This window comes from Aquibaculum arenosum (assembly GCF_029222965.1).
GTDB lineage: Bacteria > Pseudomonadota > Alphaproteobacteria > Kiloniellales > DSM-21159 > Aquibaculum > Aquibaculum arenosum.
In genome coordinates this window covers 392,444-418,563 of record NZ_JARHUD010000003.1, presented here as the reverse complement: position 1 = coordinate 418,563, position 26,120 = coordinate 392,444, and the positions used below count along the sequence as shown (strand labels likewise).

The 26,120-nt window shown below is 66.2% G+C and carries 23 protein-coding genes; 15 read left to right on the top strand and 8 right to left on the bottom strand.

Annotated elements, in window-relative coordinates:
* Positions 1 to 42 precede the first annotated feature (42 nt).
* From P2G67_RS07125 to lpdA, 7 genes are all read right to left on the bottom strand, one after another.
* Positions 43 to 3,693, bottom strand: coding sequence for a hydantoinase B/oxoprolinase family protein (locus P2G67_RS07125; RefSeq protein ID WP_275821440.1), 3,651 nt, complete (start codon positions 3,691 to 3,693; stop codon positions 43 to 45).
* A gap of 101 nt (positions 3,694 to 3,794) precedes the next feature.
* Positions 3,795 to 4,178: a gamma-butyrobetaine hydroxylase family protein gene (locus P2G67_RS07120; RefSeq protein WP_275821438.1), complete on the bottom strand. Its 384-nt coding sequence runs from the start codon at positions 4,176 to 4,178 to the stop codon at positions 3,795 to 3,797.
* On the bottom strand, positions 4,171 to 4,356 hold the full coding sequence (locus tag P2G67_RS07115; protein ID WP_275821436.1) for a Trm112 family protein: 186 nt from the start codon (positions 4,354 to 4,356) through the stop codon (positions 4,171 to 4,173). Before P2G67_RS07115 ends, P2G67_RS07120 begins: the two co-directional genes overlap by 8 nt.
* A gap of 33 nt (positions 4,357 to 4,389) precedes the next feature.
* A complete protein-coding gene (locus P2G67_RS07110; RefSeq protein WP_275821434.1) occupies positions 4,390 to 5,085 on the bottom strand; it encodes an LON peptidase substrate-binding domain-containing protein in 696 nt (231 codons plus the stop codon).
* The gene (trxA, locus tag P2G67_RS07105; protein WP_275821432.1) at positions 5,082 to 6,023 is read right to left on the bottom strand and encodes a thioredoxin; all 942 of its coding nucleotides are present in this window, start codon (positions 6,021 to 6,023) and stop codon (positions 5,082 to 5,084) included. Before trxA ends, P2G67_RS07110 begins: the two co-directional genes overlap by 4 nt.
* A 114-nt stretch (positions 6,024 to 6,137) precedes the next feature.
* Positions 6,138 to 7,067, bottom strand: coding sequence for a 2-hydroxyacid dehydrogenase (locus P2G67_RS07100; RefSeq protein ID WP_275821430.1), 930 nt, complete (start codon positions 7,065 to 7,067; stop codon positions 6,138 to 6,140).
* A gap of 10 nt (positions 7,068 to 7,077) precedes the next feature.
* Positions 7,078 to 8,475: a dihydrolipoyl dehydrogenase gene (gene lpdA / locus P2G67_RS07095; protein WP_275821428.1), complete on the bottom strand. Its 1,398-nt coding sequence runs from the start codon at positions 8,473 to 8,475 to the stop codon at positions 7,078 to 7,080.
* A 421-nt stretch (positions 8,476 to 8,896) separates the two neighbouring features.
* Here lpdA and P2G67_RS07090 point away from each other — a divergent pair, with 421 nt between their 5' ends.
* From P2G67_RS07090 to P2G67_RS07035, 12 genes are all read left to right on the top strand, one after another.
* Positions 8,897 to 9,382, top strand: a complete 486-nt coding sequence (locus tag P2G67_RS07090) for a helix-turn-helix domain-containing protein (RefSeq protein ID WP_437124247.1) — start codon at positions 8,897 to 8,899, stop codon at positions 9,380 to 9,382.
* 171 nt (positions 9,383 to 9,553) lie between these two features.
* Positions 9,554 to 10,726, top strand: a complete 1,173-nt coding sequence (metK, locus tag P2G67_RS07085) for a methionine adenosyltransferase (RefSeq protein WP_275821424.1) — start codon at positions 9,554 to 9,556, stop codon at positions 10,724 to 10,726.
* The gene (gene trmB / locus P2G67_RS07080) at positions 10,726 to 11,475 is read left to right on the top strand and encodes a tRNA (guanosine(46)-N7)-methyltransferase TrmB (RefSeq protein WP_275821422.1); all 750 of its coding nucleotides are present in this window, start codon (positions 10,726 to 10,728) and stop codon (positions 11,473 to 11,475) included. Before metK ends, trmB begins: the two co-directional genes overlap by 1 nt.
* 164 nt (positions 11,476 to 11,639) lie before the next feature.
* Positions 11,640 to 12,209 carry a ribosome maturation factor RimP gene (gene rimP / locus P2G67_RS07075; RefSeq protein WP_275821420.1) on the top strand — a complete coding sequence of 190 codons (570 nt, stop codon included), beginning with the start codon at positions 11,640 to 11,642 and terminating at the stop codon, positions 12,207 to 12,209.
* A 27-nt stretch (positions 12,210 to 12,236) separates the two neighbouring features.
* Complete coding sequence (gene nusA, locus P2G67_RS07070; RefSeq protein WP_275821418.1) at positions 12,237 to 13,799, top strand: transcription termination factor NusA; 1,563 nt, start codon at positions 12,237 to 12,239, stop codon at positions 13,797 to 13,799.
* Entirely contained in the window at positions 13,796 to 14,533 is a 738-nt protein-coding gene (locus P2G67_RS07065; RefSeq protein WP_275821416.1) for an RNA-binding protein, read from the top strand. The genes nusA and P2G67_RS07065 overlap by 4 nt, the downstream gene beginning before the upstream one ends.
* Before the next feature lie 14 nt (positions 14,534 to 14,547).
* Positions 14,548 to 17,103, top strand: coding sequence for a translation initiation factor IF-2 (gene infB, locus P2G67_RS07060; RefSeq protein WP_275821414.1), 2,556 nt, complete (start codon positions 14,548 to 14,550; stop codon positions 17,101 to 17,103).
* A gap of 45 nt (positions 17,104 to 17,148) precedes the next feature.
* Entirely contained in the window at positions 17,149 to 17,586 is a 438-nt protein-coding gene (rbfA, locus tag P2G67_RS07055) for a 30S ribosome-binding factor RbfA (protein ID WP_275821412.1), read from the top strand.
* A complete protein-coding gene (gene truB / locus P2G67_RS07050; protein WP_275821410.1) occupies positions 17,570 to 18,496 on the top strand; it encodes a tRNA pseudouridine(55) synthase TruB in 927 nt (308 codons plus the stop codon). Before rbfA ends, truB begins: the two co-directional genes overlap by 17 nt.
* Positions 18,497 to 18,514: 18 nt before the next feature.
* Entirely contained in the window at positions 18,515 to 18,784 is a 270-nt protein-coding gene (gene rpsO, locus P2G67_RS07045) for a 30S ribosomal protein S15 (RefSeq protein WP_275821409.1), read from the top strand.
* A 236-nt stretch (positions 18,785 to 19,020) separates the two neighbouring features.
* Entirely contained in the window at positions 19,021 to 21,144 is a 2,124-nt protein-coding gene (gene pnp / locus P2G67_RS07040) for a polyribonucleotide nucleotidyltransferase (protein ID WP_275821408.1), read from the top strand.
* Between the two features lie 93 nt (positions 21,145 to 21,237).
* The gene (locus P2G67_RS07035) at positions 21,238 to 21,993 is read left to right on the top strand and encodes a glycerophosphodiester phosphodiesterase family protein (protein ID WP_275821407.1); all 756 of its coding nucleotides are present in this window, start codon (positions 21,238 to 21,240) and stop codon (positions 21,991 to 21,993) included.
* A gap of 17 nt (positions 21,994 to 22,010) precedes the next feature.
* Here the strand turns inward: P2G67_RS07035 and P2G67_RS07030 are convergent, their stop codons facing one another.
* Entirely contained in the window at positions 22,011 to 22,988 is a 978-nt protein-coding gene (locus P2G67_RS07030) for a radical SAM protein (protein WP_275821406.1), read from the bottom strand.
* A 159-nt stretch (positions 22,989 to 23,147) separates the two neighbouring features.
* On the opposite strand from P2G67_RS07030, the gene P2G67_RS07025 reads away from it, so the two are divergent.
* The 3 genes from P2G67_RS07025 to P2G67_RS07015 are packed head-to-tail and all read left to right on the top strand — an operon-like array spanning position 23,148 to position 25,997.
* Positions 23,148 to 23,825 carry a GntR family transcriptional regulator gene (locus tag P2G67_RS07025; protein ID WP_275821405.1) on the top strand — a complete coding sequence of 226 codons (678 nt, stop codon included), beginning with the start codon at positions 23,148 to 23,150 and terminating at the stop codon, positions 23,823 to 23,825.
* Between the two features lie 55 nt (positions 23,826 to 23,880).
* The gene (locus tag P2G67_RS07020; protein ID WP_275821404.1) at positions 23,881 to 24,675 is read left to right on the top strand and encodes a phytanoyl-CoA dioxygenase family protein; all 795 of its coding nucleotides are present in this window, start codon (positions 23,881 to 23,883) and stop codon (positions 24,673 to 24,675) included.
* Complete coding sequence (locus P2G67_RS07015) at positions 24,672 to 25,997, top strand: NAD(P)H-dependent oxidoreductase (protein ID WP_275821403.1); 1,326 nt, start codon at positions 24,672 to 24,674, stop codon at positions 25,995 to 25,997. Before P2G67_RS07020 ends, P2G67_RS07015 begins: the two co-directional genes overlap by 4 nt.
* Positions 25,998 to 26,120: the final 123 nt, after the last annotated feature.

The following is a 26,120-nucleotide window of genomic DNA, read 5'->3' as shown; positions in this document are numbered from 1 at the left end:
CTCAATCCGAAGCCCTGCGGATCAGATTGAGCGCGCTTTGCGTCACGCCTTGCCGTAGCCGCCGCCGCCTGGCGTTTCCACGAGGAAGGTGTCGCCTGGCTGCATCTCCGCCTTGTCGGTGCCTGAAAGTTCCTCGACGCGCCCATCCTTGCGGGCCACCGCATTGCGGCCCAGCGCACCGGGCTCGCCGCCTTCCAGGCCGAAGTTCGGCACCTTGCGATGGCTGGAGAGGATGGAGGCCGTCATGGGCTCCAGGAAGCGCAGGCGGCGGATCGTGCCGTCGCCCCCGCGCCAGTGGCCCTTGCCGCCGGAGCCGCGCCGGATCTCGAAGGACTCCAGCAGCACCGGGAAGCGCCACTCCAGCACCTCGGGATCGGTCAGCCGGGCGTTGGTCATGTGGGTGTGCACGGCATCGCAACCGTCGAAGCCCTCGCCCGCGCCCGAGCCGCCAGCAATCGTCTCATAGTACTGATAGCGGTCGCTGCCGAAGGTGAGGTTGTTCATCGTCCCCTGCGCCCCGGACAGCGCCTTGGTCGCACCATAGAGGCAGTCGGTGATCGCCTGGCTGGTCTCCACGTTGCCGGCCACAACAGCGGCCGGTGCCACGGGATTGAGCATCGAGCCTTCCGGGATCACGATGTCCAGCGGCTTGAGACAGCCCTCGTTCATCGGGATCTCGTCTTCCACCAGGGTGCGGAAGACATAGAGCACCGCCGCCCGGCAGACTGCAGAGGGGGCGTTGAAGTTGTTGGGCAACTGGGCGCTGGTGCCGGTGAAGTCGATGCGGGCGCTGCGCGCGGCCCGGTCGATGGACACGCTCACCGCGATCTGGCTGCCGTCATCCATGGGATAGACGAAGGATCCCGGGGCCAGGCGATCGAGCACCCGGCGCACCTGCTCCTCGGCGTTGTCCTGCACGTGGCGCATATAGGCCTGCACCACCTCCAGCCCGAAGAGCCCGACGATGCGTCGCAGCTCGGAGACGCCCTTCTGGTTGGCGGCGATCTGGGCCTTGAGGTCGGCCACGTTCTGGTCCGGGTTGCGTGCAGGATAGCGCGCAGCGCTCAGCAGTTCGCGCACAGCCGCTTCGCGGAAGCGGCCCTGCTCCACCAGCTTGAAGTTGTCGATCAGCACGCCTTCCTCTTCCACCGTCCGGGAATCCGGCGGCATGGAGCCCGGCGTGGTGCCACCCACGTCAGCATGATGCCCACGGCTGGCCACGTAGAAGAGGATCTCAGACTCAGCCTCGTTGAAGACCGGCGTAACCACCGTGATGTCCGGCAGGTGCGTGCCGCCGTTGTAGGGCGCGTTCAGCATGTAGACGTCGCCCGGGGCCAGCCGGTCGCGGTTCTGGCGGATGACCGCACGGATCGACTCGCTCATGGAGCCCAAATGCACCGGCATGTGCGGCGCGTTAGCGACAAGATCGCCCGTGGGCGTGAAGAGCGCACAGGAGAAGTCCAGTCGCTCCTTGATGTTCACCGAGTAGGCGGTCTTCTCCAGGGTCGAGCCCATCTGCTCGGCGATGGACATGAAGAGATTGTTGAAGATCTCCAGCATCACCGGATCGACCTGCGTGCCCACGGCAACCGCTCGCTCCAGCGGCACCACGCGCTCGAGCACCAGGTGGTTGCGGCCGGTGAGCGCGGCGCGCCAGCCTGGGTCGACCACCGTGGTGGAGGTGGATTCGATGACGATGGCCGGACCATCGATCTTGTGACCGGGCACGATGTCCTCGCGGCGAAAGACCGGGGCGTCGTGCCAGGCGCCGTTGGTATAGATCGCTCGCCGCGCCGCCGGCTGCGGCGCAGGAGCATTCTCCTGCACTGCCAGATCCGGATCGTCGGCGGCATCGGTGCGCCCGATGGCTTCGACGGAGACCGCCTCCACCACATGCGCCTTCTCCGGCATAGTGAAGCCGAAACGCTGCGTGTAGGCCGCCTCGAAGGCAGCGACCACGGCTTCGGGCGTGCCGAAATCGACGATCAGCGCCGAGTCGGTCCCCTCGTAGCGCAGGTGAACCTTGCGCAGGATCTCGATGCGCGCCGTTGGTACGCCCTGGGCTTCCAGCTCGCCGCGCGCTTCCGCTTCCAGCGTATCCAGTGCAGAGGTGACGTCCTCCAGCGCCGACTGCAGGCGCTTTTCCACCGCCTGCTCCTTGATCACGCGCAGGTCGGCCAGGCCCATGCCATAGGCCGAGAGCACACCGGCGTAGGGGTGCAAGAAGATGCGCGTCATCCCCAGGGTGTCGGCGATGTCGCAGGCGTGCTGGCCGCCGGCGCCTCCGAAGCAGTTCAGGGTGTACTTAGAGACGTCATAGCCGCGCTGGATGGATATCTTCTTGATGGCATTGGCCATGTTCTCCACGGCGATGCGCCGGAAGCCCTCGGCCACCTCTTCGGGGCTGCGTTCGTCGCCCGTGGCCTCATGGATCCTGGCGGCCATCTCGGCAAAATGCGTCTTCACCACCTCGGCATCCAGCGGCTCGTCGGCCCCGGGACCGAAGACCGGCGGGAAGAAATCTGGCTGAATGCGGCCCAGCATGACATTGGCATCGGTCACCGCCAATGGTCCGCCGCGGCGATAGCTGGCCGGCCCTGGATTGGCACCGGCACTGTCCGGCCCGACACGGTAGCGGGTGCCGTCGAAATGCAGGATCGAGCCGCCGCCGGCCGCCACTGTGTGTATCTGCATCATCGGCGCACGCATACGCACACCGGCGACCTGGGTCTCGAACGTACGCTCGTACTCGCCGTCGTAGTGGGCAACGTCGGTGGAGGTGCCGCCCATGTCGAAGGTGATGATCTTCTCGAAGCCGCCCATGGCCGCCGTGCGAACGGCGCCGACAATGCCGCCGGCCGGGCCTGAGAGGATGGAGTCCTTGCCCTGGAAGGCATGGGCGTCGGTCAGGCCGCCATTGGACTGCATGAAGAGCAGCCGCACCGCCGCCGCCGCTCCGTCTCCTTCGGCCCCACCAAGTTGCCCCGCGACCTGGTCGACGTAGCGCCGCAGGATCGGTGAGAGGTAGGCATCCACCACGGTGGTGTCGCCACGCCCGACCAGCTTCATCAGCGGGCTGACCTCGTGGCTGACCGAGATCTGCGGAAAGCCGATCTCGCGCCCGATCTCCGCCACCCGCTTCTCATGGTCGGTGAAGCGGTAGCCGTGCATCAGCACGATGGCCAGCGAGCGGATGCCGGCATCATAGGCCGCCTGCAACCCGGCGCGCGTGGCCGCCTCGTCCAGGGGCTCCAGCACCGTGCCGTCCGCGAGCAGGCGCTCGGGCACCTCCACCACCTGCTCATAGAGCAGTTCCGGCAGCTCGATGCGCCGGGTGAAAAGGTGCGGGCGGTTCTGATAGGCGATGCGCAGCTGATCGCGGAAGCCGCGCGTGATGGCGAGCACCGTTCGGTCGCCCTTGCGCTCCAGCAGCGCGTTGGTGGCGACCGTGGTGCCCATTTTTACCGCCTCGACCTGGTTGGCGGGAATGGTTTCCTCGCCCTGCAGGCCGAGCAGATCGCGAATGCCCTGGATCGCGGCGTCGCTGTAGGCCTCGGGATTCTCGGACAGCAGCTTGTGCGTGACGATCTCTCCGTCGGGGCGGCGGCCCACCACATCGGTGAAGGTTCCGCCGCGATCGATCCAGAACTGCCAGCGCCCCTCGCCGTCGTGCACGCCTGCCTCACCCGCCATATCGTCTCTCCGCTGCTGCTGCCGGATCGCCGCCGCACTCCAGCGCAGCGCGACTCGCTTGCTGTTAAGGTGGTCTGCTTACTGTCTTGCCGGGGGGTTTCTCAAGCACGACCCGGCGGGTCGCGCGACAAACCGCGGGCCTCGAGGTTGCTCAGGTAGTCGGCCCAGAGCTGTTCCTGCTCCTCGCCCAGCTTGTGGAGGTAGTCCCAGGAATAGAGGCCGGTGTCGTGCAGGTCGTCGAACTTCAGGCGGACGGCATAGCTGCCCACCGGCTCGATTTCCATGATGCCCACGTGCCGGCGCCCGGAGACGATCTGTTTTTGTCCCGGACCGTGGCCCTGGACTTCGGCGGAGGGGCTTTCCACCCGCAGCAGCTCCGCGGGCAGCGAGAAGCTTTGCCCGTCGTCGAAGGTCACCTCCAGGCACTTCTCCGAGCGCTTGTAGCGCAGCTCCACCGGGTGATGCTTGACGTTGAACTCACTCATCGAGATTGCGCGCCTCTTCGGGCAGCATGATGGGGATGCCGTCGCGCACCGGATAGGCCAGTTTGGCCTGCCGGCTGATCAGTTCCTGTCGCTCCCGATCGTATTCCAACGGCCCCTTGGTCAAGGGACAGACCAGGATATCGAGCAGCTTCGGATCCACTCTCGCAGCGTCCGTCATTTCTACCTCCCCGCAATTCGCGCCCGGATCGGGTCAGTGGCGCAGGCCTTCGCCACCGCCCTGGGCCAGGGTTGCCATTTCGAACAGCGCGATCATCGTCTCCGCCCGCTCGCCCAACGTCGGCGCTTCCAGCAGCGCTTGCTTCTCGCGCACATCGAATGGGCAGAGCATGGCCAGCGCCGTGACCAGTTCATCGTCTTCGGCGGCCTGGATCGAGTCCCAGTCGCCCTGCAGGCCCGAGACCTCGAAGTAGCCGCGCAGCGCCTGCAGCAGTCGGGTGCGGTCGAAGGCCTGCTCGATCTGCGCCAGTTCGTCACCGCCTTCCAGGTCGCCGCGGAACGGCTCCCAGGCCGGTCGGACACGGCGATAGCCTTCCTCGGCCCGCGGCAGCTCCTCGCGCACGCTGAACCGCAGCATGCCGGTCAGTGTGATGAGATAGCGCCCGTCGTCGGTTTCGCCGAAGGAGGTGATGCGCCCAGCACAACCGATGCCGAAGAGCGGCGCGGCGCCAACGTCCGCGGCGTCACCCTCCTGCTCCTGAGGGAGAGGCTGCACCATGCCGATCAGCCGCGACCCGGCCAGGGCGGCCTGGGTCATGGCCAGATAGCGCGGCTCGAAAATGTTGAGCGGAAGCTGACCGCCTGGCAGGAGCAGAGCCCCCGGCAGCGGGAAGATCGGCAGGGTCTCCGGCAGTTCCTCGTAACGCGGGGCGAAAGCGGGTGTGGTCATGCGAAGAGCAGCGACGAGAGGCGCCGACGCGCCTCCTGAGCCAGCGGATCTTTGAAGCCCCAGGCCTCGAAGTACTTCACCAACTGCTTGCGGGCTGCATCCTCATTCCAGCCGCGCTGGCGCTTGACGATTTCCAGCAGTTCCTCGACCGCGGCTTCACGCTTGTTCTGGGCATAGAGCGCCTGGGCCAGATCGAAGCGCGACTGGTGGTCGTCTGGGTTCTGCGCCACCTTCTCCATCAGGTCGGCCACGTCGCCGCTTTCTGCTGCCTGGCGCGCCAGTTCGATGGCGCTGGCGACCGCCTGCAGCTCGGGCTTGAGCTGCATGGCTTCCGGCAGGCTCTTCAGCGTCTCTTCGGCACCATCCATGTCGCCCATATCGATCTGGCAGCGCAGCATGCCGGCAACAGCCGCCGCATTCTCCTGATCCTGCTGCAGGATCCGTCCGAAAAGCTGGGCGGCTTCCTGCGGCTGGCCGGAGGTGCGCAGCTTCTCAGCCTCGGCGAGGATTTCCTCCGCCGACGGGCCCGCATCCTGCCCCGCCGTTTGCAGCACACCGGCGATGAACTGCTTGACCTGGCTTTCCGGCAGCGCGCCCTGGAAGCCGTCCACCGGCTGGCCCTGATAGAAGGCATAGACCGTGGGAACGGACTGGATGCGCAGCTGTGCGGCCAGTTGCTGGTTCTGGTCGATGTCGATCTTGACCAGGGAGACCTTGCCGCCTGCCTCGGTCACCGCCTTCTCCAGCACCGGCGTCAGCTGCTTGCAGGGCCCACACCAGGTGGCCCAGAAGTCCACGATGACCGGCCGCTGCATGGAAGCTTCCATGACGTCCTGGCGGAAGTTCGCAGTATCCGAATCCTTTATGATGTCGCCAGCCGGGGCGGCTTGCCCCGCGGCGCTGGGATTGCCGGACAGCGAACCAATAATCGGCTCCATTGCGCAGACTCCGTTCGGAATTTAAGGCATCACAACCGGCCCTGGCGGCACCGGACTGCCCTCAAAATGGCTGCTTACCCCGCTCGAAACAAGGGCACGCGGGACGGCCTCAGTTCAGTAACCGCGTTCGAAATCCACCACATTGAGCGGCGGCTGGCCGGCCTCGATGCGGGCGATGTTCTCGGCCACCGAGCGCGCTGCCGTGTCCGGCACGGTCATCGAGGCAATGTGCGGCGTCATCACCACCCGGGGATGCTCCCACAGCGGGCTGTCCGCCGGCAGCGGCTCGGTCTCGAACACGTCCAGCGAAGCCTCCTTGAGCTGTCCCGAATCCAGGGCCGCCAGGATGTCGGTCTCCACCTGGTGCGCGCCGCGCCCGACATTGATCAGACAGGCGCCACGCGGCAGCTTCGCGAAGAGCTGCGCATTGAGAATGCCGCGGGTTTCGGAAGTGAGCGGCAGCAGGCAGACGAGGATGTCGCTGCGCGCCAGCATGGCATCGAGCCCCTCAGCCCCGTGATAGCAGGCCACGCCCGCCACCTCCTTGGGAGTGCGGCTCCAGCCCGCCACATCGAAGCCCAGCGTCGCCAGCTTGGCCGCCGCATCCCGGCCGAGCACACCGAGCCCCAGGATGCCCACCCGGCGGTCACCGGCGGGAATCGCGGGAATTTCTCGCCAGAGGCGCTGAGCTGCCTGGGCGCGAAAGTCCAGCATGAAGCGATGGTGATAGAGCACCTGCATCAGCACGAACTCGGTCATCCCCGCCGTCAGCCCGTCCTCCACCATGCGGACCACCGGCAGATGCGCCGGGCGCTTGCGGTCGGCAATGATGTGATCGATCCCGGCGCCGATCGAGAAGATCGCCTTCAGGTTCGGCAGCGTGGCGAGAAAACCCTCGGGCGGCTCCCAGACCAGGGCGTACTCGATATCCGCCTTCTCCCCCACCTCGGGCCAGAGCCGGACCTCCCGACCCGCCAGGTGTTTCTGCAGCGCCGGCAGCCAGGTGTCGTGACGCTCGATATCGGACTTGAACAGCAGAGTCATACAGAAGGCCTCAGATATGCAGCGGGCGGCCGTGCACGGCCAGGGCGGCCTCCTTGACCGCCTCATTGAGCGTCGGGTGTCCGTGGAAGGAACGGGCCAGGTCCTCGGCCGAGCCGCCGAACTCCATCGCCACCACCACCTCGTGGATCAGGGTGCCAGCCTCGGGCCCCAGGATGTGGGCGCCCAGGATGCGATCGGTGGCTTTGTCGGCCAGGATCTTCACCATGCCGTCGGTGCTGTTCATCGCCCGGGCGCGGCCATTGGCGGTGAAAGGGAATTTGCCGACGCGATACTCGACCCCCGCTTCCTTCAGCTCCTCCTCGGTCTTGCCCACACTGGCCACCTCCGGCCAGGTGTAGACGATGCCCGGCACGGTGTCGTAGTTCACATGGCCCGGCTGCCCGGCGAGAATCTCGGCCAGGGCGGCACCCTCCTCCTCGGCCTTGTGGGCCAGCATCGGGCCAGGGATGACATCGCCGATGGCGTGGATGCCCTCTACGTTGGTGCGGTAGGAACCATCCACCTTCACCCGACCGCGCTCGTCCAGTTCGACGCCGACCTCTTCCAGACCCAGGCCCTCGACGTAAGGCTTGCGTCCCACGGCCACGAGCACGACGTCGCAGTCCAGGTTCTCCGCCTCGCCGCCCTTGGCCGGCTCCATGGTGAGCGTCACCCCGGAGCGCTTGGTCTTGGCACCCGTGACCTTGGTGGCGAGCTTGAAGGTCATGCCCTGCTTCTTCAGCACGCGCTGGAAGGTCTTGGCGATCTCGCCATCCATGCCCGGCACGATGCGGTCGAGGAACTCGACCACGGTGACCTTGGCGCCGAGGCGCTGCCAGACCGAGCCCATTTCCAGGCCGATGTAGCCGCCGCCGATCACCACCAGGTGCTTCGGCACCTTCTCCAGGGTCAGCGCCCCGGTGGAGGAGACGATGCGCTCCTCATCCACGTCCAGCCCGGGCAGGTCCACGTGGGTCGAGCCGGTGGCGATGACGATGTTCTTGGCCGAAACGCTTTCGCCATCGACCTCGACCGTTCCCGGCGCGGTGATCCGACCGGCGCCCTTCAGCCAGTCGATCTTGTTCTTCTTGAAGAGGAACTCGATGCCCTTGACGTTGCTGTCGACCACCGAATCCTTGTGCTCAAGCATGGTTGGCAGGTCGAGGCTGACCTTGCCAAGCTTGACGCCGAACTTGGCCAGGGAGTGATTGGCTTCCTCGAACTTCTCACTGGCCTGCAGCAGTGCCTTCGAGGGAATGCAGCCGATATTGAGGCAGGTGCCACCCAGGGTGCCCCGCTTCTCCACGCAGGCCACCTTCATCCCGAGTTGTGCTGCGCGGATGGCACAGACATAACCGCCGGGTCCGCCACCGATCACAACCAGGTCATAGGCCTTCTGCTCACTCATCGCGTTGCCTCCTCTGCATGCAGCGCGGCAACTTGCCGCAAAGCGCGCCGGGGAACAAGCCGGAGCCGGCAAACCCGGCCTGCGCCTGGGCGTAAAGGACCCGCGGCCATTCGCTCCCGGCTGCACCGCAGTGCTACTTTACGGCAGTAACGCAACAACACAGCCTTGATTTGCGCGGGAAACATGTAATAGTGGTGTGCTTTGCTGGTCGGGCTCGGGAATAGTGGTTCGCCCCACTGTCCCGATCCGTCCGCTGCACGGTCCAGGCCGTAAAGTGGGTGGATCGAGTCTGAGGTCGAGTAGGGTGCCCGCCGTGCAGGGAGCCTGCCTTGAGCCCAATCGCGGGCAGCATGTTGACTACATACTATAGTATGCAATATGCCAAGCATTCCGCGGGAAAATAGCGGTGCAACAAGGAGGCATGATGGCCAAGGGGCAGGGTATACGGGGTCGGGGCGCAGGGCGCCCCAACGCAGTGGACGTTCACGTCGGCAGGCGCGTGCGACAGCGGCGCACGCTGATGGGCTTCAGCCAGGAGAGGTTGGGAGAAGCCATCGGCCTCACCTTCCAGCAGGTGCAGAAGTACGAGCGAGGCAGCAACCGAATCAGTGCGAGCCGCCTCTATGACCTGTCGCAGGTGCTCGACACTGATATGAACTTCTTCTTCGCAGACATGCCTGAAGAGGTCGCCGCCCGCTCGCCGAGCCGGGTGCTTGCGGAGAAGCTGAATCTCGCAGACTACATGCCCGCCCCGGACCCGGTGATTAAGCGGGAAACGCTGGAACTGGTGCGGGCCTATTACCGCATCAGCAGGCCGGAAATGCGCAAGCGGCTCTTCGAGATGACAAAAGCCCTGGCGGCGCTGGACAGTCGAAAGGGAGAGGACGACAACGACGAATCGAAATAAATCTGCGGCTTCACCACCACGGCGTCGTGGCCGGAGCGGCCCTGCCCGAGCCGGCGCAAAATGGGAGCCTCCCGGAGGGGGCCTTGTTCTTGCTGCTATCAAGCGGCAGGTTAAGCGCGCCCGTTCGGGCAATCTCGCTTACTTCTAAGACAGCGACGAGGATTTATTATCGTGCGTAAAGGCCGCTATCTCTTCACCAGCGAATCAGTTTCCGAGGGCCATCCGGATAAGGTGTGTGATCGCATCTCAGATGCGATCGTCGACGCCTTCCTCTCCCATGACCCACTGTCACGAGTAGCGGTGGAGACCTTGGCGACCACCAACCGCGTCGTGCTTGCCGGCGAGGTCCGTGGGCCGGAGGCCGTGAACGCGGCAATGATGGAAGACATCGCCCGGGCGGCGGTGCGCGACATCGGCTATCGTCAGGAGGGTTTCAACTGGGAAACCATGGACGTCGCCGTGCATGTGCATCAGCAGTCCGCTGACATCGCCGTGGGCGTAGACGCCGCCGGCAACAAGGACGAGGGCGCCGGCGACCAGGGCATTATGTTCGGTTTCGCCTGCGATGAGACCGATGCGCTCATGCCCGCGCCGATTCACTATTCCCACGCCATTCTCAAATCCATGGCCGAAGCCCGCCACTCCGGCGCCGAGCCTATCCTGGAGCCCGATGCCAAGAGTCAGGTGACGCTGCAGTACGAGGACGGCATTCCGGTCGGCGTGACCTCGGTGGTGGTCTCCACCCAGCATACGGAAAAGGCGAGCCAGGAGGAGCTCCGCGAAATCGTGCGCGGCCACGTTTCGCACTGCCTGCCCAACGGCTGGATGCCCCCGGAAGATGAGTTCTACGTCAACCCGACCGGCCGCTTCGTGATCGGTGGGCCAGACGGTGACTGCGGGCTGACCGGCCGCAAGATCATCGTAGACACCTATGGCGGCGCTGCGCCGCACGGTGGCGGTGCCTTCTCGGGCAAGGATCCGACCAAGGTGGACCGCTCGGCCGCCTACGCCGCGCGCTACCTGGCCAAGAACGTGGTTGCTGCCGGCCTCGCCAAGCAGTGCCTGATCCAGGTGTCCTACGCCATCGGCGTCTCCAAGCCGATCAGCCTCTATGTGGAGACTGCCGGCACCGCCGAGGTCGATCCCTATAAGCTGGAGAAGGTGCTGCGCGAGGTCATGGACCTCAGCCCCCGGGGCATCCGCGAGCACCTGAAGCTGAACCGTCCGATCTATGCCCGCACCGCGGCCTATGGTCACTTCGGCCGCGCGCCGGAGTCCGACGGCGGCTTCTCCTGGGAGCGGACGGACCTGGTGGACGAACTGCGTCGCGCTTTCGGAGCCTGATGTCTGCGAGCGGCGAGGTGCGGCCTCCCGCCGCGAAGCTGCATGGCCGGCGCACGGGGCGACCCCTGCGCCGGTCGCTGCAGCATTTGATCGATGAAGAGCTGCCGCGCCGGGCACTGACACTGCCCGACCCGCCAGCCCTGCCCGACCCGCCGGCCCTGCTCGACCTCCAGGCCCTCTTCCCCTCGTGTCGCGAGTACTGGCTCGAAGTGGGCTTCGGCGGGGGTGAGCACTTGGCCGCCCAGGCGGCTGCGCATCCCCATGTCGGCATCATCGGTGCTGAGATCTTCCGCAACGGCATTGCCACTTTGCTGCGCAGCCTTGTGGAGCAGCGCAGCGACAATGTCCGCATACTCGAAGAGGACGCCCGCGCCCTGCTGCCGCTGCTGCCGGAGGCCAGCCTGACGCGCGTCTTCCTTCTCTTCCCCGACCCCTGGCCCAAGACCCGCCATCACAAGCGGCGCTTCGTGCAGCCGGAGACCCTCGACCTCCTGGCCGCGGCCATGGTGGACGGCGGCGAATTTCGCCTGGCCAGCGACGATCCGGGCTATCTTACCTGGATGCTGCGCCACCTGCTGGCCCATCCGGACTTCGAATGGCTGGCCGAACGCGCTGAAGATTGGCGCCATCGGCCGGAAGACTGGCCTCAAACGCGCTATGAGGCCAAAGGGCTGGAAGAGGGACGACCGCCGGCCTTCCTGCGGTTTCGCAGGCGTGCGCGCCGGTCAAACGCCGGCCTTTGTGCTTGAAATCTGCGCGAAAGAGGCCTAGTGTGTCTTCGTGCCATAGGGTCTTGGCTTGATCTCGTTATCTTGCCGAGCCGTTTTGCTGTGGTGGGCCACTGGCCCGCCTTTTTTATTACGCCCGGTTGCCGGCACGGTCACTCAGTCTTGGGCGGGAGTTTACGGTCGAAGTGCAGGATCCGCGTGAGAGCGTCGAAGGGCGGTCGGCAGAGCCGGCGCGCACCAGTGAAGGGAAGGCGGCAGAGGTCGAGCGCCTCATTGCCCCGACCGTTGCTGATCTGGGTTTCGAGATTGTGCGGGTTCAGCTCACCGGTGATGGCGGTCGCCAGACGCTGCAGATCATGGCCGAACGGCCTGACGGCAGCATGGGGATCGAGGACTGTGCAGATCTGAGCAGCAGCGTCTCGGCCGTGCTCGACGTGGAGGACCCCATTTCGGGGGCCTACAGCCTTGAGGTCTCCTCGCCGGGGCTCGATCGTCCGCTCACGCGCTTGAAGGACTATCGAAACTGGACTGGCTTCGAGGCCAAGATCGAATTGACGGCCCCCCAGGAGGGGCGCAAGCGCTTTCGGGGCCTGCTCGGCGGGGTCGAGGGCGAAGAAGTCCTGCTGCAAGAGAACGAGAGCGAAGCGCTACACCGCTTCCCCTTCTCGGCGATTGCGCGGGGGAAACTGGTGCTGACCGACGCGTTGATTGCCGCGACTGCGAAAAGCGACGACGCGCCGGAAACCGAAATTTAGACCTGACTCAATAGGTTGGAACGCGAGATGGAAGCGACCACACTTCAGCGGACAGAGCTGCTCCAGGTGGCTGACGCCGTGGCCCGGGAAAAGGGCATCGAGGCGGACGAAGTGCTCATGGCCATGGAACAGGCCATTCAGCGCGCGGGCCGGGCCAAGTATGGCCAGGAGCACGACATTCGCGCCGAGATCGACCGCCGCACCGGCGAGATTCGTCTGAAGCGCTGCCACACGGTGGTCGAGTCGGTGGAGAACGAGTTCACCGAGGTGGACCTGGAAAACGCCCGCCTGCGCCAACCCGATGCCCAGCTCGGCGACGTGCTCAGTGATGAGCTGCCACCGATCGATCTGGGGCGCATCGCCGCCCAGACTGCCAAGCAGGTCATCGTACAGAAGGTGCGCGAAGCCGAGCGCTCCCGGCAGTACGACGAGTTCAAGGATCGCGTGGGCGAGGTGGTCAACGGACTGGTCAAGCGCAACGAGTTTGGCAACGTCACCGTCGACCTTGGGCGCGCCGAGGGCCTGCTGCGCCGCGACGAGACGCTGCCGCGTGAATCCTTCCGCACCGGCGACCGTGTGCGCGCCTACATTTCCGACGTGCGCCAGGAAACCCGGGGGCCGCAGATCTTCCTCTCGCGCTCCCATCCGCAGTTCATGGCCAAGCTCTTTGTCCAGGAAGTGCCGGAGATTTATGACGGGATCATCGAGATCAAGTCCGTGGCGCGTGATCCCGGCAGCCGGGCGAAAATCGCCGTTTTGAGCCACGACGGCTCCATCGATCCGGTCGGCGCCTGCGTCGGCATGCGCGGCAGCCGCGTTCAGGCCGTGGTTGGCGAGCTGCAGGGCGAGAAGATCGACATCATTCCCTGGTCATCGGACCCGGCCACCTTCGTGGTCAACGCCCTGGCGCCGGCCGAGGTGAGCAAGGTCGTGCTTGACGAGGAGCAGGGGCGCATCGAAGTGGTGGTGCCCGACGAGCAGCTTTCCTTGGCCATCGGGCGGCGCGGCCAGAACGTCCGCCTCGCCTCGCAGCTCACCGGCTGGGACATCGACATTCTCACCGAAGAGGAAGAAAGCCAGCGCCGGCAGGAGGAATTCCGCTCGCGCTCCCAGATGTTCATCGACGCCCTGGATGTGGACGATGTGATCGCCCATCTGTTGGTGGCCGAGGGCTTCACCTCCATCGACCAGGTGGCCTACCTCCCGCTGGAGGAACTCACCGAAATCGAGGGCTTCGACGAGGAGGTCGCGGGCGAGCTGCAACAGCGGGCCCGCAACTTCCTGGAGGAAGAGGACCGCCGCCACGAGGAGAGCTGGCGCGGTGCCGGGGTCAGCGAAGAAGTCGCGGCTCTGGAAGGCCTTACCTCGGCCATGGTGGCGCGCCTCGGCGAGAACGACATCAAGACACTGGACGACGTGGGTGACCTGGCAGCCGACGAGTTGATCGAGCTCCTGGGCGACCTGGCTCCCAACGAAGATGAGGCCAACGGCATCATCATGGCCGCGCGGGCCCACTGGTTCGAGGACGCGCCGGCCGAAGCACAGCAAGGCGAGACGGCCCAAGGCGAGGAGCAGACATCCCAGGCATGATGGCGGAGCAGGAATCGGCAGTGATCGGGGCGCAGCACGCGCCACCCGATGGACGACCGCCGGCGCCGGAGGCTGAAGAGCCTGTGGTAACGGGGCAGTCGCCAATTCGTCGGTGCCTTGCGAGCGGCGAGCGTCTGCCGCAAGATTGTCTCCTGCGGTTCGTCGTGGCACCGGACGGCACCCTGGTGCCGGACTTGGCCGGCCGCCTGCCGGGACGCGGCCTGTGGATCCGGCCCGACAGAGCGCTGCTGGAACGCGCCGTGGCGCGCAAGCTCTTTGCCCGATCGGCGCGCATGCCGGTCAGCGTTCCGGACGATTTGATCGACCGGCTTGGTGGCGCGCTGCGTCGCCGCTGCCGGGACAGTCTGGGACTGGCGCGCCGCGCCGGTCTGGTTGCTGCCGGGCACGACAAGGCCCGGGGGCCGCTGGAACGGGGCGAGGCCGCGCTGTTGCTTCAGGCCTCGGACGGCTCGCTGCCACAGCGGGCCAGACTGGCCAACCTGGGGCGCGGGCGTTGCCCGGGCCTTGAGGTGATTGAGATTCTGACCGCCGAAGAGCTGGGCGATGCCCTGGGCCGCGGGCCCACGGTGCACGTGACCCTGCTGCCCGGTGGACTTGCCGAGCGTGTGCGCCTGGATTGCGCCCGCTTGGCAACCTACAACGCCGTCCGGCACGACGCCGGGAGCCCTGCCACCGGCCACCGGCCAGGCACGAGCCGCGACGCCAACGATTGAGCGCTTGGGAAAAGATGACGAGCACCGACGAGAAGACCGACGCAAAAAAGCTGACCCTGAATCGGCCCAAGAAGCTCGAACTGAAGAAGACAGTCGAGACCGGGCAGGTACGGCAGAGCTTTAGCCATGGCCGCAGCAAGACCGTACAGGTCGAAGTGCGACGCAAACGGGTGTACCGCCCTGGCGAGACCGCCGAGCAGGCACCTGCGGCCGAGCGCCCTGAGTTTCATGGCGATGACGGCCTGACTCGCGCCGAGCGCGAGGCGCGCATGCGTGCCATTGAACAGGCCCGCGAGGACGAAGCACGCCGCAAGGCGGAAGCGGAAGCCCGGCGTCAGGCTGAAGAGGAAGCCCGCCGCAAGGCCGAGGAAGAAGCCAAGCAGCGCGCCGAGGAAGAGGCGAAGCGCGCCGCTGACGAGGAAGCCCGCCGCAAGGCCGAGCCGGATAGCGCCGCACCAGCCCAGGCGCCCGAGCCTGAGGCGCCTCAGCCGGAGGCCGCACCCGCGCCTCAGCCTGTTGAACAGCCGGCGGAGCCGGTTGCAAAGGCGAAGGTCGAGCGCGCCCCGGCACGTCCGGCGGAAGAGGAAGACTCTGGCCCTCGCGGTGGTCGCAAGAAGGCGGCCGTCAAGGCGCCTGCGCCTGCGCGCACCAAGGGCGAACCGAAGCGACGCCAGGGCAAGCTGACCATCACCCGCGCCCTGGACGACGGCGAGGAGGAGACGCGCCAGCGCTCCCTGGCCGCAGTGCGCAGGCAACGTGAACGTGAAAAGCAGCGCGCCCGTGAGCGCCTGCAGCAAGGCCAGAAAATCGTGCGTGACGTGACCATTCCCGAGGCCATCACCGTCCAGGAGCTGGCCAATCGCATGGCCGAGCGCGGCGGCGAGGTGGTCAAGACCCTGATGAAGATGGGCGTGATGGCCACCATCACCCAGACCATCGACGCCGACACCGCCGAACTGGTGGTGGAGGAATTTGGCCACCGTGCCCATCGGGTTTCGGACGAGGACATCGAGGTCGGTCTCAAGCGCGAAGACGAGGACGAGACCGACCTGCAGGCACGCCCGCCGGTCATCACGGTCATGGGCCACGTCGACCACGGTAAGACGTCGCTGCTGGACGCGCTGCGCAAGAGTGACGTCGCCGGTGGCGAGGCTGGCGGTATCACCCAGCACATCGGCGCCTATCAGGTAGAGGTCGAAGGCGGGCAGCGCCTGACCTTCATCGACACCCCGGGCCACGCCGCGTTTACCGACATGCGGGCGCGTGGCGCCACGGTGACCGACGTGGTCATCCTGGTGGTCGCGGCCGACGACGGGATCATGGCCCAGACGGTCGAAGCCATCAGTCACGCCAAGGCGGCCGGAGTGCCCATCGTTGTGGCGATCAACAAGATCGACAAGCCGGGCGCCGACCCCAACCGGGTCATGACCGAACTGCTGCAGCATAATCTCGTGCCCGAAAGCATGGGCGGCGACATCATCTGCGTTCCGGTCTCCGCACTGTCCCGCGAGGGTCTGCCCGACCTGATCGAATCCATCCTGCTCCAGGCCGAGCTGCTCGACCTCAAGGCCAACCCCGGCCGGCCGGCCGAGGGTACCGTCATCGAGGCGCGCCTGGAACAGGGCCGTGGCTCGGTGGCCACGGTTCTGGTGCAGCGCGGCACCCTGCGTGTCGGCGACATCTTCGTGGCCGGCAGCGAGTCGGGGCGCGTGCGCGCCCTGATCAACGACCGCGGCGAGCGGGTCGAAGAAGCCGGCCCGTCGGTGCCGGTGGAGGTGCTCGGCCTCACAGGCACGCCGGACGCCGGCGAGGACTTTGTGGTGGTCGAAGACGACGCCCGGGCCCGTGAGGTTGCGTCCTTCCGCGCCGAGCGCAAGAAGCGGGCACAACAGGCTGCCACGGCCAAGGGCCGCGGCTCGCTGGAGCAGATGCTCAGCCGGATCAAGGAAGGCGAGGCCGCCAACCTGCCGCTGGTCATCAAGTCCGACGTGCACGGCTCACTCGAAGCCATCCTGAGCTCGCTCGATAAGCTCTCCACCGAGGAGGTGCGGGCCCACGTGCTGCACTCCGGAGTGGGTGGCATCAACGAGTCGGACATCACCCTGGCGCGAGCCACCGGGGCGCTGGTGATCGCCTTCAATGTGCGCGCCAACGCTCAGGCCCGCGAACTGGCCAAGCGCGATGGCGTGGAGATCCGCTACTACTCGATCATCTACAACGTGATCGACGACGTGAAGGCAGCCCTGTCGGGCATGCTGGAGCCGGAGCAGAACGAGAAGTTCCTGGGTTACGCGGAAATTCGCCAGACCTTCAATGTCACCAAGGTTGGCCGGGTCGCCGGCTGCATGGTGACGGAAGGCATGGTCAAGCGCGGAGCCAAGGTCCGCCTGCTGCGCGACGACGTGGTGATCCACGACGGCACCCTGAAGACGCTGCGCCGCTTCAAGGATGAGGTCCGGGAAGTTCAACAAGGCTACGAATGCGGTATGGCCTTCGAGAACTATCAGGACATTCAGGTCGGCGACCGCATCGAGTGCTATGAGATCCAGGAGGTCGCCCGCACGCTCTGATCCGTCCCGCACGGACGCCAGGGCGCGGCGGGGGTTCGCCCGCGCATGACTCGTTCCAAAGGCAAGGCACCCAGCCAGCGCCAGCTCCGGGTGGGAGAGTTGCTCCGACATGAGCTGGCGCGGTTGATCAATGACGGCACTGCGCATGATCCGGCGCTGCGTGCCGCAAGCATCACCGTTTCCGAAGTCCGGGTGAGCCCGGACATCAAAAACGCCACCGCCTTCGTGCTGCCGCTCGCGGGCGAGCACCGCGATGCCATTCTCCCGGCGTTGAAACGGGCCGCCCCCTTCTTCCGACGGCGCTTGGCTGATGTGGTGGAGCTTCGCTACACCCCGCGCCTGGATTTCCGGCTCGACACCTCCTTCGACGAGGCAGAGCGGATCGACCGCCTGCTGCACAGCGAGCGGGTGCGCCAGGATATCGAGGCGAGCGAAAGCCAGCCGTCGGGAGAGCAGGAGGACGACGATGGCGCGTCGACGTAAGGGCCGCGACATCAACGGCTGGCTGGTCATCGACAAGCCGTCGGGCATGACCTCGACCGACGTGGTCAATCGCGTGCGCCGCCTGCTCGATGCCCGCAAGGTCGGTCATGGCGGCACGCTTGATCCTCTGGCCACCGGCCTTTTGCCGCTTGCCTTCGGCGAGGCCACCAAGACGGTGGCCTGGGTCATGGAAGGCGACAAGACCTATCGCTTCACCGTGCGCTGGGGCGAGCGCACCGACAGCGACGATGCCGAGGGAGAGGTGGTGGAGCGCAGCGACCTGCGCCCGAGCCGCGAGGCCATCGAGGCGGTGCTGCCGCGCTTCGTCGGTTTGATCGAACAGGTTCCGCCAGCCTACTCGGCCATCAAGGTGGACGGACAGCGCGCCTATGATCTGGCGCGCGACGGAGAAGCGGTCACACTGAAAGCCCGCCCGGTGCGCATAGACCATTTCGAACTGGTGGACATGCCCGACGCCGATCACGCCGTCTTCGAGGTCGGGAGCGGCAAAGGCGCTTACATGCGCAGCCTGGCACGCGATCTGGGCGATGCTCTGGGCTGCCTGGGCCACATCGCGCAACTTCGGCGCCTGGCCGTCGGCCCTTTCACCGAAGAGGACGCAATTTCACTGGACAGCCTGGAGCAGGGCGAGCATTGTGCCGCCGCCGTGGAGCAGGTGCTCCCGGTCGAGACCGCGCTGGACGACATCCCGGCGTTGGCCTTGACGGAACCCGAGGCGGGGCGGATGCGCAGCGGGCAGGCGATTTCCCTGCTGTCGCGATCGCAAGCCGAAAGAGTCCGAGACCTTGAACCGGGTGACACCGTTTGCGCCATGTCCGGCGGCAAGCTGGTGGCCATTGCCCGTTTCGAGGCCGGAGAACTCCGCCCGGTCCGAGTGCTCAACCTTTGACACGAAAGGGCATCATCGATGTCGATCACTGCCGAGCGCAAGCAGGAGCTCATCACCGAGTACGCGACCAAGCCGAACGACACCGGCTCCCCGGAAGTTCAGGTCGCCATTCTTTCCGAGCGCATCTCCAATCTGACCGGCCACCTCAAGGACCACGGCAAGGATTTCCATTCCCGCCGCGGCCTGCTGGTGATGGTCGGACAGCGGCGACGCCTGCTCGACTACCTCAAGGCCAAGGATCGGAGCCGCTACGACAGCTTGATCCAGCGCCTGGGTCTGCGCCGTTAAGGCGCCGAGCCATCAGGATGACGCAAAGCCGGCCCGCGAACGCCCTGCGCTCGGGGCCGGCGCGTCTATTTCATACCCTTTTTTTCGCAGCAGCGCGGGCGGCCGGCCGGCACGCCCGCTGTCTGCGTGACCGGGCCGTCGTAAGCGGCGTCGCCGCGGCCCTATGCCGTTGCGGCGCCTTTTGCGCGGGTCCGGTACGCTTGTTCAGCCGGCCGTGAGTCAAGGAACGACTTTCCATGTTCAACATCCACCGCAAGGAAGTCGACTGGGGCGGGCGTAAGCTCGTTCTGGAGACCGGGCGTATCGCCCGCCAGGCCGACGGTGCCGTGCTCGCCACCTATGGCGAAACCGTGGTGCTCTGCACCGCCGTGGGCGCCAAGCAGCCCAAGCCGGGCCTCGATTTCTTCCCGTTGACCGTCAACTACCAGGAGAAGACCTTTGCCGTGGGCAAGATCCCCGGCGGCTTCTTCAAGCGCGAGGGTCGCCCGAGCGAAAAGGAAACGCTGACGTCGCGCCTGATCGACCGGCCGATCCGTCCGCTGTTCCACAAGAACTATCGCAACGAGACCCAGGTCATCTGCACCGTGCTGAGTCACGACCTGGAGAACGACCCGGACGTGGTCGCCATGATCGGTGCCTCGGCCGCCCTCACCCTGTCCGGCATGCCCTTCATGGGGCCGATCGCGGCCGCGCGTGTCGGCTGGATCGACGGCAAGTACGTGCTCAACCCGGTACTCGATGAGATGCCGCTGTCGCAGCTCGACCTTGTTGTCGCCGGCACCAACGACGGTGTGCTAATGGTCGAATCGGAAGCCCAAGAGCTCTCCGAAGAGATCATGCTGGGTGCGGTGAACTTCGGCCACGAGCAGATGCAGCCGGTGATCGATGCGATCATCGATCTCGCCGAACTGGCCGCGAAAGATCCCTGGGTTGTGGCCGAGGATCCCCCCGCCAAGGCCGAGGTCTACGAAAGCGTGAAAAGCCAGTTCGGCGAAGCGCTGACCGCCGCCTACGGCAATGCCGACAAGGTGGAGCGTCAGGCAGCCATCGCTGCGGTCAAGGCCGATGCACTGGCCTCCCTGGGCGAGGACGAGGACAAGCTCGCGGTCTTTTCCGGGGTCTTCAAGGCCCTGGAAAGCGACGTGGTGCGTGGCCAGATCCTGGCCGGCAAGCCGCGAATTGACGGGCGCGACACCAAGACCGTGCGGCCCATCGTCAGCGAGACCGGCGTGCTGCCGCGCGCCCACGGCTCGGCGCTCTTCACCCGCGGCGAGACCCAGGCACTGGTGACCACGACGCTGGGCACCGGCCAGGACGAGCAGTTCGTGGATGCACTGGAGGGCGAGTTCCGCCAGCACTTCATGCTGCACTACAATTTCCCGCCCTACTCCGTCGGCGAGGCTGGCCGTGTGGGCTCGCCGGGTCGGCGCGAGATCGGTCATGGCAAGCTGGCCTGGCGCGCCATCCGGCCGCTGCTGCCGAAGAAGGAGGATTTCCCCTACACCATTCGCGTGGTCTCGGAGATCACCGAATCCAACGGTTCCTCCTCCATGGCAACGGTCTGCGGCACTTCGCTGTCGATGATGGACGCCGGCGTGCCGCTGCCGCGTCCGGTGGCGGGCATCGCCATGGGCCTGATCAAGGAGGGTGATGACTTCGCCGTCATCTCCGACATCCTGGGCGACGAGGATCATCTGGGCGATATGGACTTCAAGGTGGCCGGCACCGACACCGGCGTCACCGCGCTGCAGATGGACATCAAGATCACCTCCATCACGCGGGAGATCATGGAGATTGCCCTGGATCAGGCTAAGGGCGGCCGCACCCACATCCTGGGTGAAATGGCCAAGACCATGGGCGGGGCCCGCGAGGGCGTTGCTGCCAATGCCCCGCGCATCACGACCATCTCGATCTCCAAGGACAAGATCCGTGATGTGATCGGAACCGGCGGCAAGGTGATCCGCGAGATCTGCGAGACCACCGGCGCCAAGGTCGACATCGAGGACGACGGCACCATCAAGGTGGCGGCCGTGGATCAGTCGGCCATGCAGGCCGCCATCGACTGGATCGAGTCCATCGTGGCCGAGCCGGAAGTGGGCAAAATCTACAAGGGCAAGGTCGTGAAGGTGATGGACTTCGGCGCCTTCGTGAACTTCCTGGGCCCCCGTGACGGTCTGGTGCACATCAGCCAACTGGCGCCGCAGCGCGTCGCCTCCACCGCCGATGTGGTGAAGGAAGGCGACGAGGTGCGGGTCAAGGTCATCGGCTTCGACGATCGCGGCAAGGTGAAGCTGTCCATGAAGGTCGTCGACCAGGAAACCGGCGCCGACCTGGAAGCCCAGAAGGGTGACAGCGAGTAACCTCATCATCATGTTTTGGTGATGAGATCGTCATAGGGCGGTGCCAGGCTTGGAGCGTGGCGCCGCCCTTTTTCTATTCATGGAGTGTTTGTGATGACCGCCCTGCCGTCCCTGCCGCCGGTGATCGCCCATCGCGGCGCCTCGGGCCACGCCCCGGAGAACAGCCTGGCCGCTTTGGACAAGGCGGCGGCGCTGGGCGCCACCTGGGTCGAGTTCGATGTGCGGCTCAGTGCGGACGCGGTTCCGGTGGTCCATCACGATAAGACCTTGGCGCGCACCGGCGGCCGACCGGACGAAGTGGCGGCGCTTGCCTGGAGCGAACTTGCGCAGGTCGACATCGGCCGCACACTCAATCCCGCCTGGACCGGCGAACGCCTGCCATGCCTGGCGCAGGTGGTCGAGCGCCTGGGAGCGTTGGGCCTGGGTGCCAATGTGGAACTCAAGCCCCACCCGGGACAGGCAGAGGAAACGGCGCGCATTGCCCTTGAGTGGATCGGCCGGCACTGGCCGGAGCACCTGCCCCAGCCGCTGATTTCCAGTTTTTCCACGCCAGCCCTGGAAGCTGCGGCCCGCGTCGCGCCCGATCTGCCGCGCGGCTACCTGGCCGAGCGCCTACCGGAGAACTGGGCGGCCGAGGCAGCCCGGCTGGGCTGCGTCAGCGTCCATCTCGGCTGGGAAGAGCTGGAACAGGCCGCTGCTGAGGCCGTGACGTCAGGGGGCTACCGCCTGGCGATCTGGACAGTGAACGACCCGGAGGTGGCTCGGCGCTGCCGTCGCTGGGGTGCCGACAGCATCATCACCGACTACCCCGGTCAGATCATCGCCGCCCTGAAGCACGAACCGGCCTGAGGCGAGGGCCTTCGCTTTCAGCCTGCCCCGCAGCTGGCGCCACCCAGCACACAGAAGCGCGCGCAATGGGGGTGGTTGAGCGCCACCGGTCCGGCACTGTCGCGCAGCGTTTCGCCAAGCTCGAAGCGGGTGTCGTAAGGCAGGAGCGTGCAGGGCACGACCACGGGATGCGTTGCGCCCTTTCGTTTTACGACCATGCGGCTCTCGGCGCACATCACCTGCTCCGGCCGGCGCCCGAGCAGCCCCCAGCAGGCTTCGGTGATCTCCGGCACATCGGCGCCTTCGTCCATCTCGGGAAAGATGACCAGGTCACGTGGGTCATTGGCGTCCATGGGCAGCGCGTGCTCGGCAAAAAAATGTGCAAAGCCGGCCCGCAGCGCCGCGTCGCTTTCCCCGGAGAGCTGCCGGCTGGCGATGGTGACATGAAAGCCGGCCTCGGTCAGCCAACGCAGTCCGGCAATGGCCGGCGCCCAACTGCGCGGGCCACGCTCCGCCTCGTGCACGGCTGGGCCGTAGTGATCCAGCGACACCCTCAGCGTCAGCCGTTCCGCCGCCAACGCGCGCAAGGCCAGCAGGGCCTCGGCCTGCTTCATCATGGGCCGCATCGCATTGGTCAGCAGCAGCACCCAGTGGCCACGCTCCAGGCAGGCGCGCAGGATCGCCGGCAGGTCCGGGTTCATGAAGGGTTCGCCGCCGGTGATGCCGATCTCCTCGGTGCCCAGCCCTTCGTGCTCGATCTCATCCAGATAGCCGACCACTTCTTCAGTGCTGAGATAGGCGAGGCGATCGTTGCGCGGGCTGGACTCGATGTAGCAATTGGCGCAGGCCAGATTGCACAGCGTACCCGTGTTGAGCCAAAGGGTTCGCAGGCCCGACAGGGCGACCTGTGCCCGCGGCTCGCCCGTGGCGGTGTGCCGCGGGTCGGTAAACTTTGCCATCGGCAAAGTCTCGCGGTCGACCCTGTCTGCTGCTGCCTTGTGCTCGAGTTGCGCCATTCGCCCGTCCTTCCCGGTTTGTCCTCATGATGAAGGTGCATACTGCCAGGCAGTGTCACAAGGGGAAGCATGGCGAGGCTGCCGGTCCGCTGCCATTCTTCTTGCGTGCTGTGCTACGACTGCGCATACTGAATTCAGTATTCAAACGGGTGCGCCACCATGGAACCGCTTTCGCCGAAGCCAGCGCTGATCGAGCAGGTGTATGACCGGCTGGTAGAAGCCATCGCGGATGGCACGCTGGCGCCGGAGGAAGCAGTCACTCAGGAGGCCTTGGCCGACCAATTCGGCGTCTCGCGCCAGCCGGTCAGCCACGCACTGGCCTTGCTGCGCCGCTGCGGCCTGCTGGTGGAGCGAGGCCGGCGTGGCCTGCAGGTGGCGCCGTTGGATCCTGACCACATCCGCGATCTCTATCAGGTGCGCACCGCCCTGGATGGCGCCGCGGCCGAATTGGCTGCGGACAGGATCACCCGGGCCGACCCCGATGCCCGCGCCGAGGCGCAGCAAAGCGTTGAGGTCGGGCTGCGCGCGCTGCACACCGCCGACCGTGCGGCCTTGATTGCTGCCGATGTGGCCTTCCACGACGCCCTCAACCGACTGTCCGGCAACCCCGTCATCGTCGAGATTGCGGCGCTGCAATGGCCACACTTCCGCCGCGCCATGGGCGCCGCTCTGGGCGACCCAGGCCTCGCGGCTCGCTACTGGCAGGAGCACGAAGCCATCCTGACGGCCGTGCTCGCCGGCGATGGCAGCACCGCAAAGGACCGGGCCGAAGCCCATACGGCGCGCGCTGGTGCCGAAACCTGGCGTCGCCTGTGCGACGCGGCCAAGGCTGCCTGATTTCTACCATCCAAGCCGCTCGCAAGAAGCGGCCCATTCACGGAGGAACGATCCCATGAAACTGAACCAGGAACAGCTCGAGGCCTTCGAGCGTGATGGCTATGTCTTCCTGCCCGAGTGCTTTTCGCGCGAGGAAACCAAGGTTCTGACCGACGAATTGCCCGGCATCTTTGCCCAGCGGCGTGACGAGGTTTGGCGTGAGAAGGACGGCGAAGCCGTACGCACCGCCTTCGCTGCCCATACTTACAACGAGGCCTTCCGGCGGCTTGGCGCTCATCCACGGCTGGTGGAGCCGGTGCAGCAGCTTCTGGACGGTCAAGTCTACATGCACCAGTTCAAGATCAACGCCAAGCGTGCCTTCGACGGCGACGTCTGGCAGTGGCATCAGGATTACGGCACCTGGGCCCGCGATGACCTCATGCCCGAGCCGCGGGCGATGAACATCGCGCTCTTCCTCGACGACGTCACCGAGTTCAACGGCCCGCTGATGTTCATCCCGCGCAGTCACAAGGCAGGCGTGATGGAGGCGGGGCACGATCTCGAGAGCACCTCCTATCCACTCTGGACCCTCGACAAGGCCACGGTGTCGCGGCTGGCGAAGGACGGTGGGCTGGTGGCACCGCGCGGGCCGGCCGGTTCGGTCTTGATGTTCCACTGCAATCTGGTGCATGCCAGTCCGGGCAACATCAGCCCCTATGATCGCACCATCGTCTATCTCTCGCTCTGCGAGGTGAACAATCACATCCGTCAGTTCAAGCGCAAGGAATGGATCGCCCACCGCGACTTCACTCCGATCGAGGCCCTGAACGACGACTGTCTAATGGAATTGGCCCGGGAGAAGGCTGCATGAATCTGTACGCCCTTTTGCAACGCCGCATGGACGCCGGTAAGCCGATCCGGGTCACGGTGATCGGCGCCGGCAAGTTCGGCTCGATGTTTCTGGCCCAGGTGCCGCACACCCGCGGGCTGGAAGTGGCGGCGATTGCCGACCTGTCACCGGATCGCGCCCGCAAGGCCTGCGAAGCTGTGGGCTGGAGCAGTGAGCAGATTGCGGCGACCACCTTCACCGACGACGCAAGTGCCGCGGTCGGGCGCGATGACGTCGAGGTGGTCGTGGAGGCCACCGGCAATCCGGCCGCCGGCATCCGCCACGCCCGAGCCGCGATTGCGGCGGGCAAGCACATCGTCATGGTCAATGTCGAGGCGGACGTGCTGGCGGGGCCCCTGCTCGCCCAGGAAGCAGCGCAGGCTGGCGTGGTCTACTCCCTGGCCTATGGCGACCAGCCGGCGCTGATCTGCGAGATGGTAGACTGGGCGCGCGCCGTGGGCATGGAGGTCGTTGCCGCCGGCAAGGGCACCAAGTATCTGCCCGCCTACCATGCCTCGACCCCCGATACGGTCTGGGGGCATTACGGCATTACGGCGGAAGACGCAGCCGCGGGCGGTATGAACCCGCAGATGTTCAATTCCTTCATGGACGGCACCAAGTCCGGTATCGAGATGGCGGCGGTCGCCAACGCCACCGGCCTCGGCGTGCCGTCTGCGGGGCTGGCCTTCCCGGCCTGCGGCGTCGACGACCTGCCGCTGATCCTGCGGCCGAGGCAGGAAGGCGGAGCGCTTGAGACGCCGGGCCAGGTGGAGGTGATCTCCTCGGTGGAACGCGACGGGCGTCCGGTCTTCCGCGACCTGCGCTGGGGCGTCTACGTGGTCTTCGAGGCCCCAGGCCCCTACACCGCCCGCTGCTTCCGCGAGTATGGTCTGGTCACCGACCCGAGTGGCACCCGTGCCGCCATGTACAAGCCCTATCACCTGATCGGGCTGGAACTGGGGGTCTCCGTTCTCTCCGCCGCCCTGCGCGGTGAGGCAACCGGCGCGCCCACGGGATTCCGCGGCGACGTGGTTGCCACAGCCAAGCGCGATCTGGCCGCCGGCGAGGAGCTCGATGGCGAGGGGGGCTTCTGTGTCTGGGGCAAGCTCATGCCAGCAGAAGAATCGCTGGCGATCGGCGGCCTGCCCATCGGCCTTGCCCACGGCATCAAGTTGATCCGGCCCGTGCAGGCGGGACAGCCGGTCACCTGGGCAGACGTCGACATAAACGAAGCCGACGAAACCTACCGCACCCGCCGCACCATGGAAGCGGCCTTCGCGCCCAAGGCCCAGGCGGCACAGTAAAGCCACCGAATGTGAGAAGGGGTCGCGCCTCGATGCCGGGCGCGGCCCCTTTCCTTTTGCGGGAAAAGCGGTTCGACAAGAACACGGTCTGCGCTACAGCCTTACCAGCTATGGAGCGCGGAC

What these genes read in the sequence shown, in the direction of transcription:
- P2G67_RS07125 (WP_275821440.1), bottom strand. Translation starts at nt 3,693, where the DNA reads ATGGCGGGTGAGGCAGGCGTGCACGACGGCGAGGGGCGCTGGCAGTTC.
- P2G67_RS07120 (WP_275821438.1), bottom strand. Translation starts at nt 4,178, where the DNA reads ATGAGTGAGTTCAACGTCAAGCATCACCCGGTGGAGCTGCGCTACAAG.
- P2G67_RS07115 (WP_275821436.1), bottom strand. Translation starts at nt 4,356, where the DNA reads ATGACGGACGCTGCGAGAGTGGATCCGAAGCTGCTCGATATCCTGGTC.
- P2G67_RS07110 (WP_275821434.1), bottom strand. Translation starts at nt 5,085, where the DNA reads ATGACCACACCCGCTTTCGCCCCGCGTTACGAGGAACTGCCGGAGACC.
- trxA (WP_275821432.1), bottom strand. Translation starts at nt 6,023, where the DNA reads ATGGAGCCGATTATTGGTTCGCTGTCCGGCAATCCCAGCGCCGCGGGG.
- P2G67_RS07100 (WP_275821430.1), bottom strand. Translation starts at nt 7,067, where the DNA reads ATGACTCTGCTGTTCAAGTCCGATATCGAGCGTCACGACACCTGGCTG.
- lpdA (WP_275821428.1), bottom strand. Translation starts at nt 8,475, where the DNA reads ATGAGTGAGCAGAAGGCCTATGACCTGGTTGTGATCGGTGGCGGACCC.
- P2G67_RS07090 (WP_437124247.1), top strand. Translation starts at nt 8,897, where the DNA reads ATGATGGCCAAGGGGCAGGGTATACGGGGTCGGGGCGCAGGGCGCCCC.
- trmB (WP_275821422.1), top strand. Translation starts at nt 10,726, where the DNA reads ATGTCTGCGAGCGGCGAGGTGCGGCCTCCCGCCGCGAAGCTGCATGGC.
- nusA (WP_275821418.1), top strand. Translation starts at nt 12,237, where the DNA reads ATGGAAGCGACCACACTTCAGCGGACAGAGCTGCTCCAGGTGGCTGAC.
- P2G67_RS07065 (WP_275821416.1), top strand. Translation starts at nt 13,796, where the DNA reads ATGATGGCGGAGCAGGAATCGGCAGTGATCGGGGCGCAGCACGCGCCA.
- infB (WP_275821414.1), top strand. Translation starts at nt 14,548, where the DNA reads ATGACGAGCACCGACGAGAAGACCGACGCAAAAAAGCTGACCCTGAAT.
- rbfA (WP_275821412.1), top strand. Translation starts at nt 17,149, where the DNA reads ATGACTCGTTCCAAAGGCAAGGCACCCAGCCAGCGCCAGCTCCGGGTG.
- truB (WP_275821410.1), top strand. Translation starts at nt 17,570, where the DNA reads ATGGCGCGTCGACGTAAGGGCCGCGACATCAACGGCTGGCTGGTCATC.
- rpsO (WP_275821409.1), top strand. Translation starts at nt 18,515, where the DNA reads ATGTCGATCACTGCCGAGCGCAAGCAGGAGCTCATCACCGAGTACGCG.
- pnp (WP_275821408.1), top strand. Translation starts at nt 19,021, where the DNA reads ATGTTCAACATCCACCGCAAGGAAGTCGACTGGGGCGGGCGTAAGCTC.
- P2G67_RS07035 (WP_275821407.1), top strand. Translation starts at nt 21,238, where the DNA reads ATGACCGCCCTGCCGTCCCTGCCGCCGGTGATCGCCCATCGCGGCGCC.
- P2G67_RS07030 (WP_275821406.1), bottom strand. Translation starts at nt 22,988, where the DNA reads ATGGCGCAACTCGAGCACAAGGCAGCAGCAGACAGGGTCGACCGCGAG.
- P2G67_RS07025 (WP_275821405.1), top strand. Translation starts at nt 23,148, where the DNA reads ATGGAACCGCTTTCGCCGAAGCCAGCGCTGATCGAGCAGGTGTATGAC.
- P2G67_RS07020 (WP_275821404.1), top strand. Translation starts at nt 23,881, where the DNA reads ATGAAACTGAACCAGGAACAGCTCGAGGCCTTCGAGCGTGATGGCTAT.
- P2G67_RS07015 (WP_275821403.1), top strand. Translation starts at nt 24,672, where the DNA reads ATGAATCTGTACGCCCTTTTGCAACGCCGCATGGACGCCGGTAAGCCG.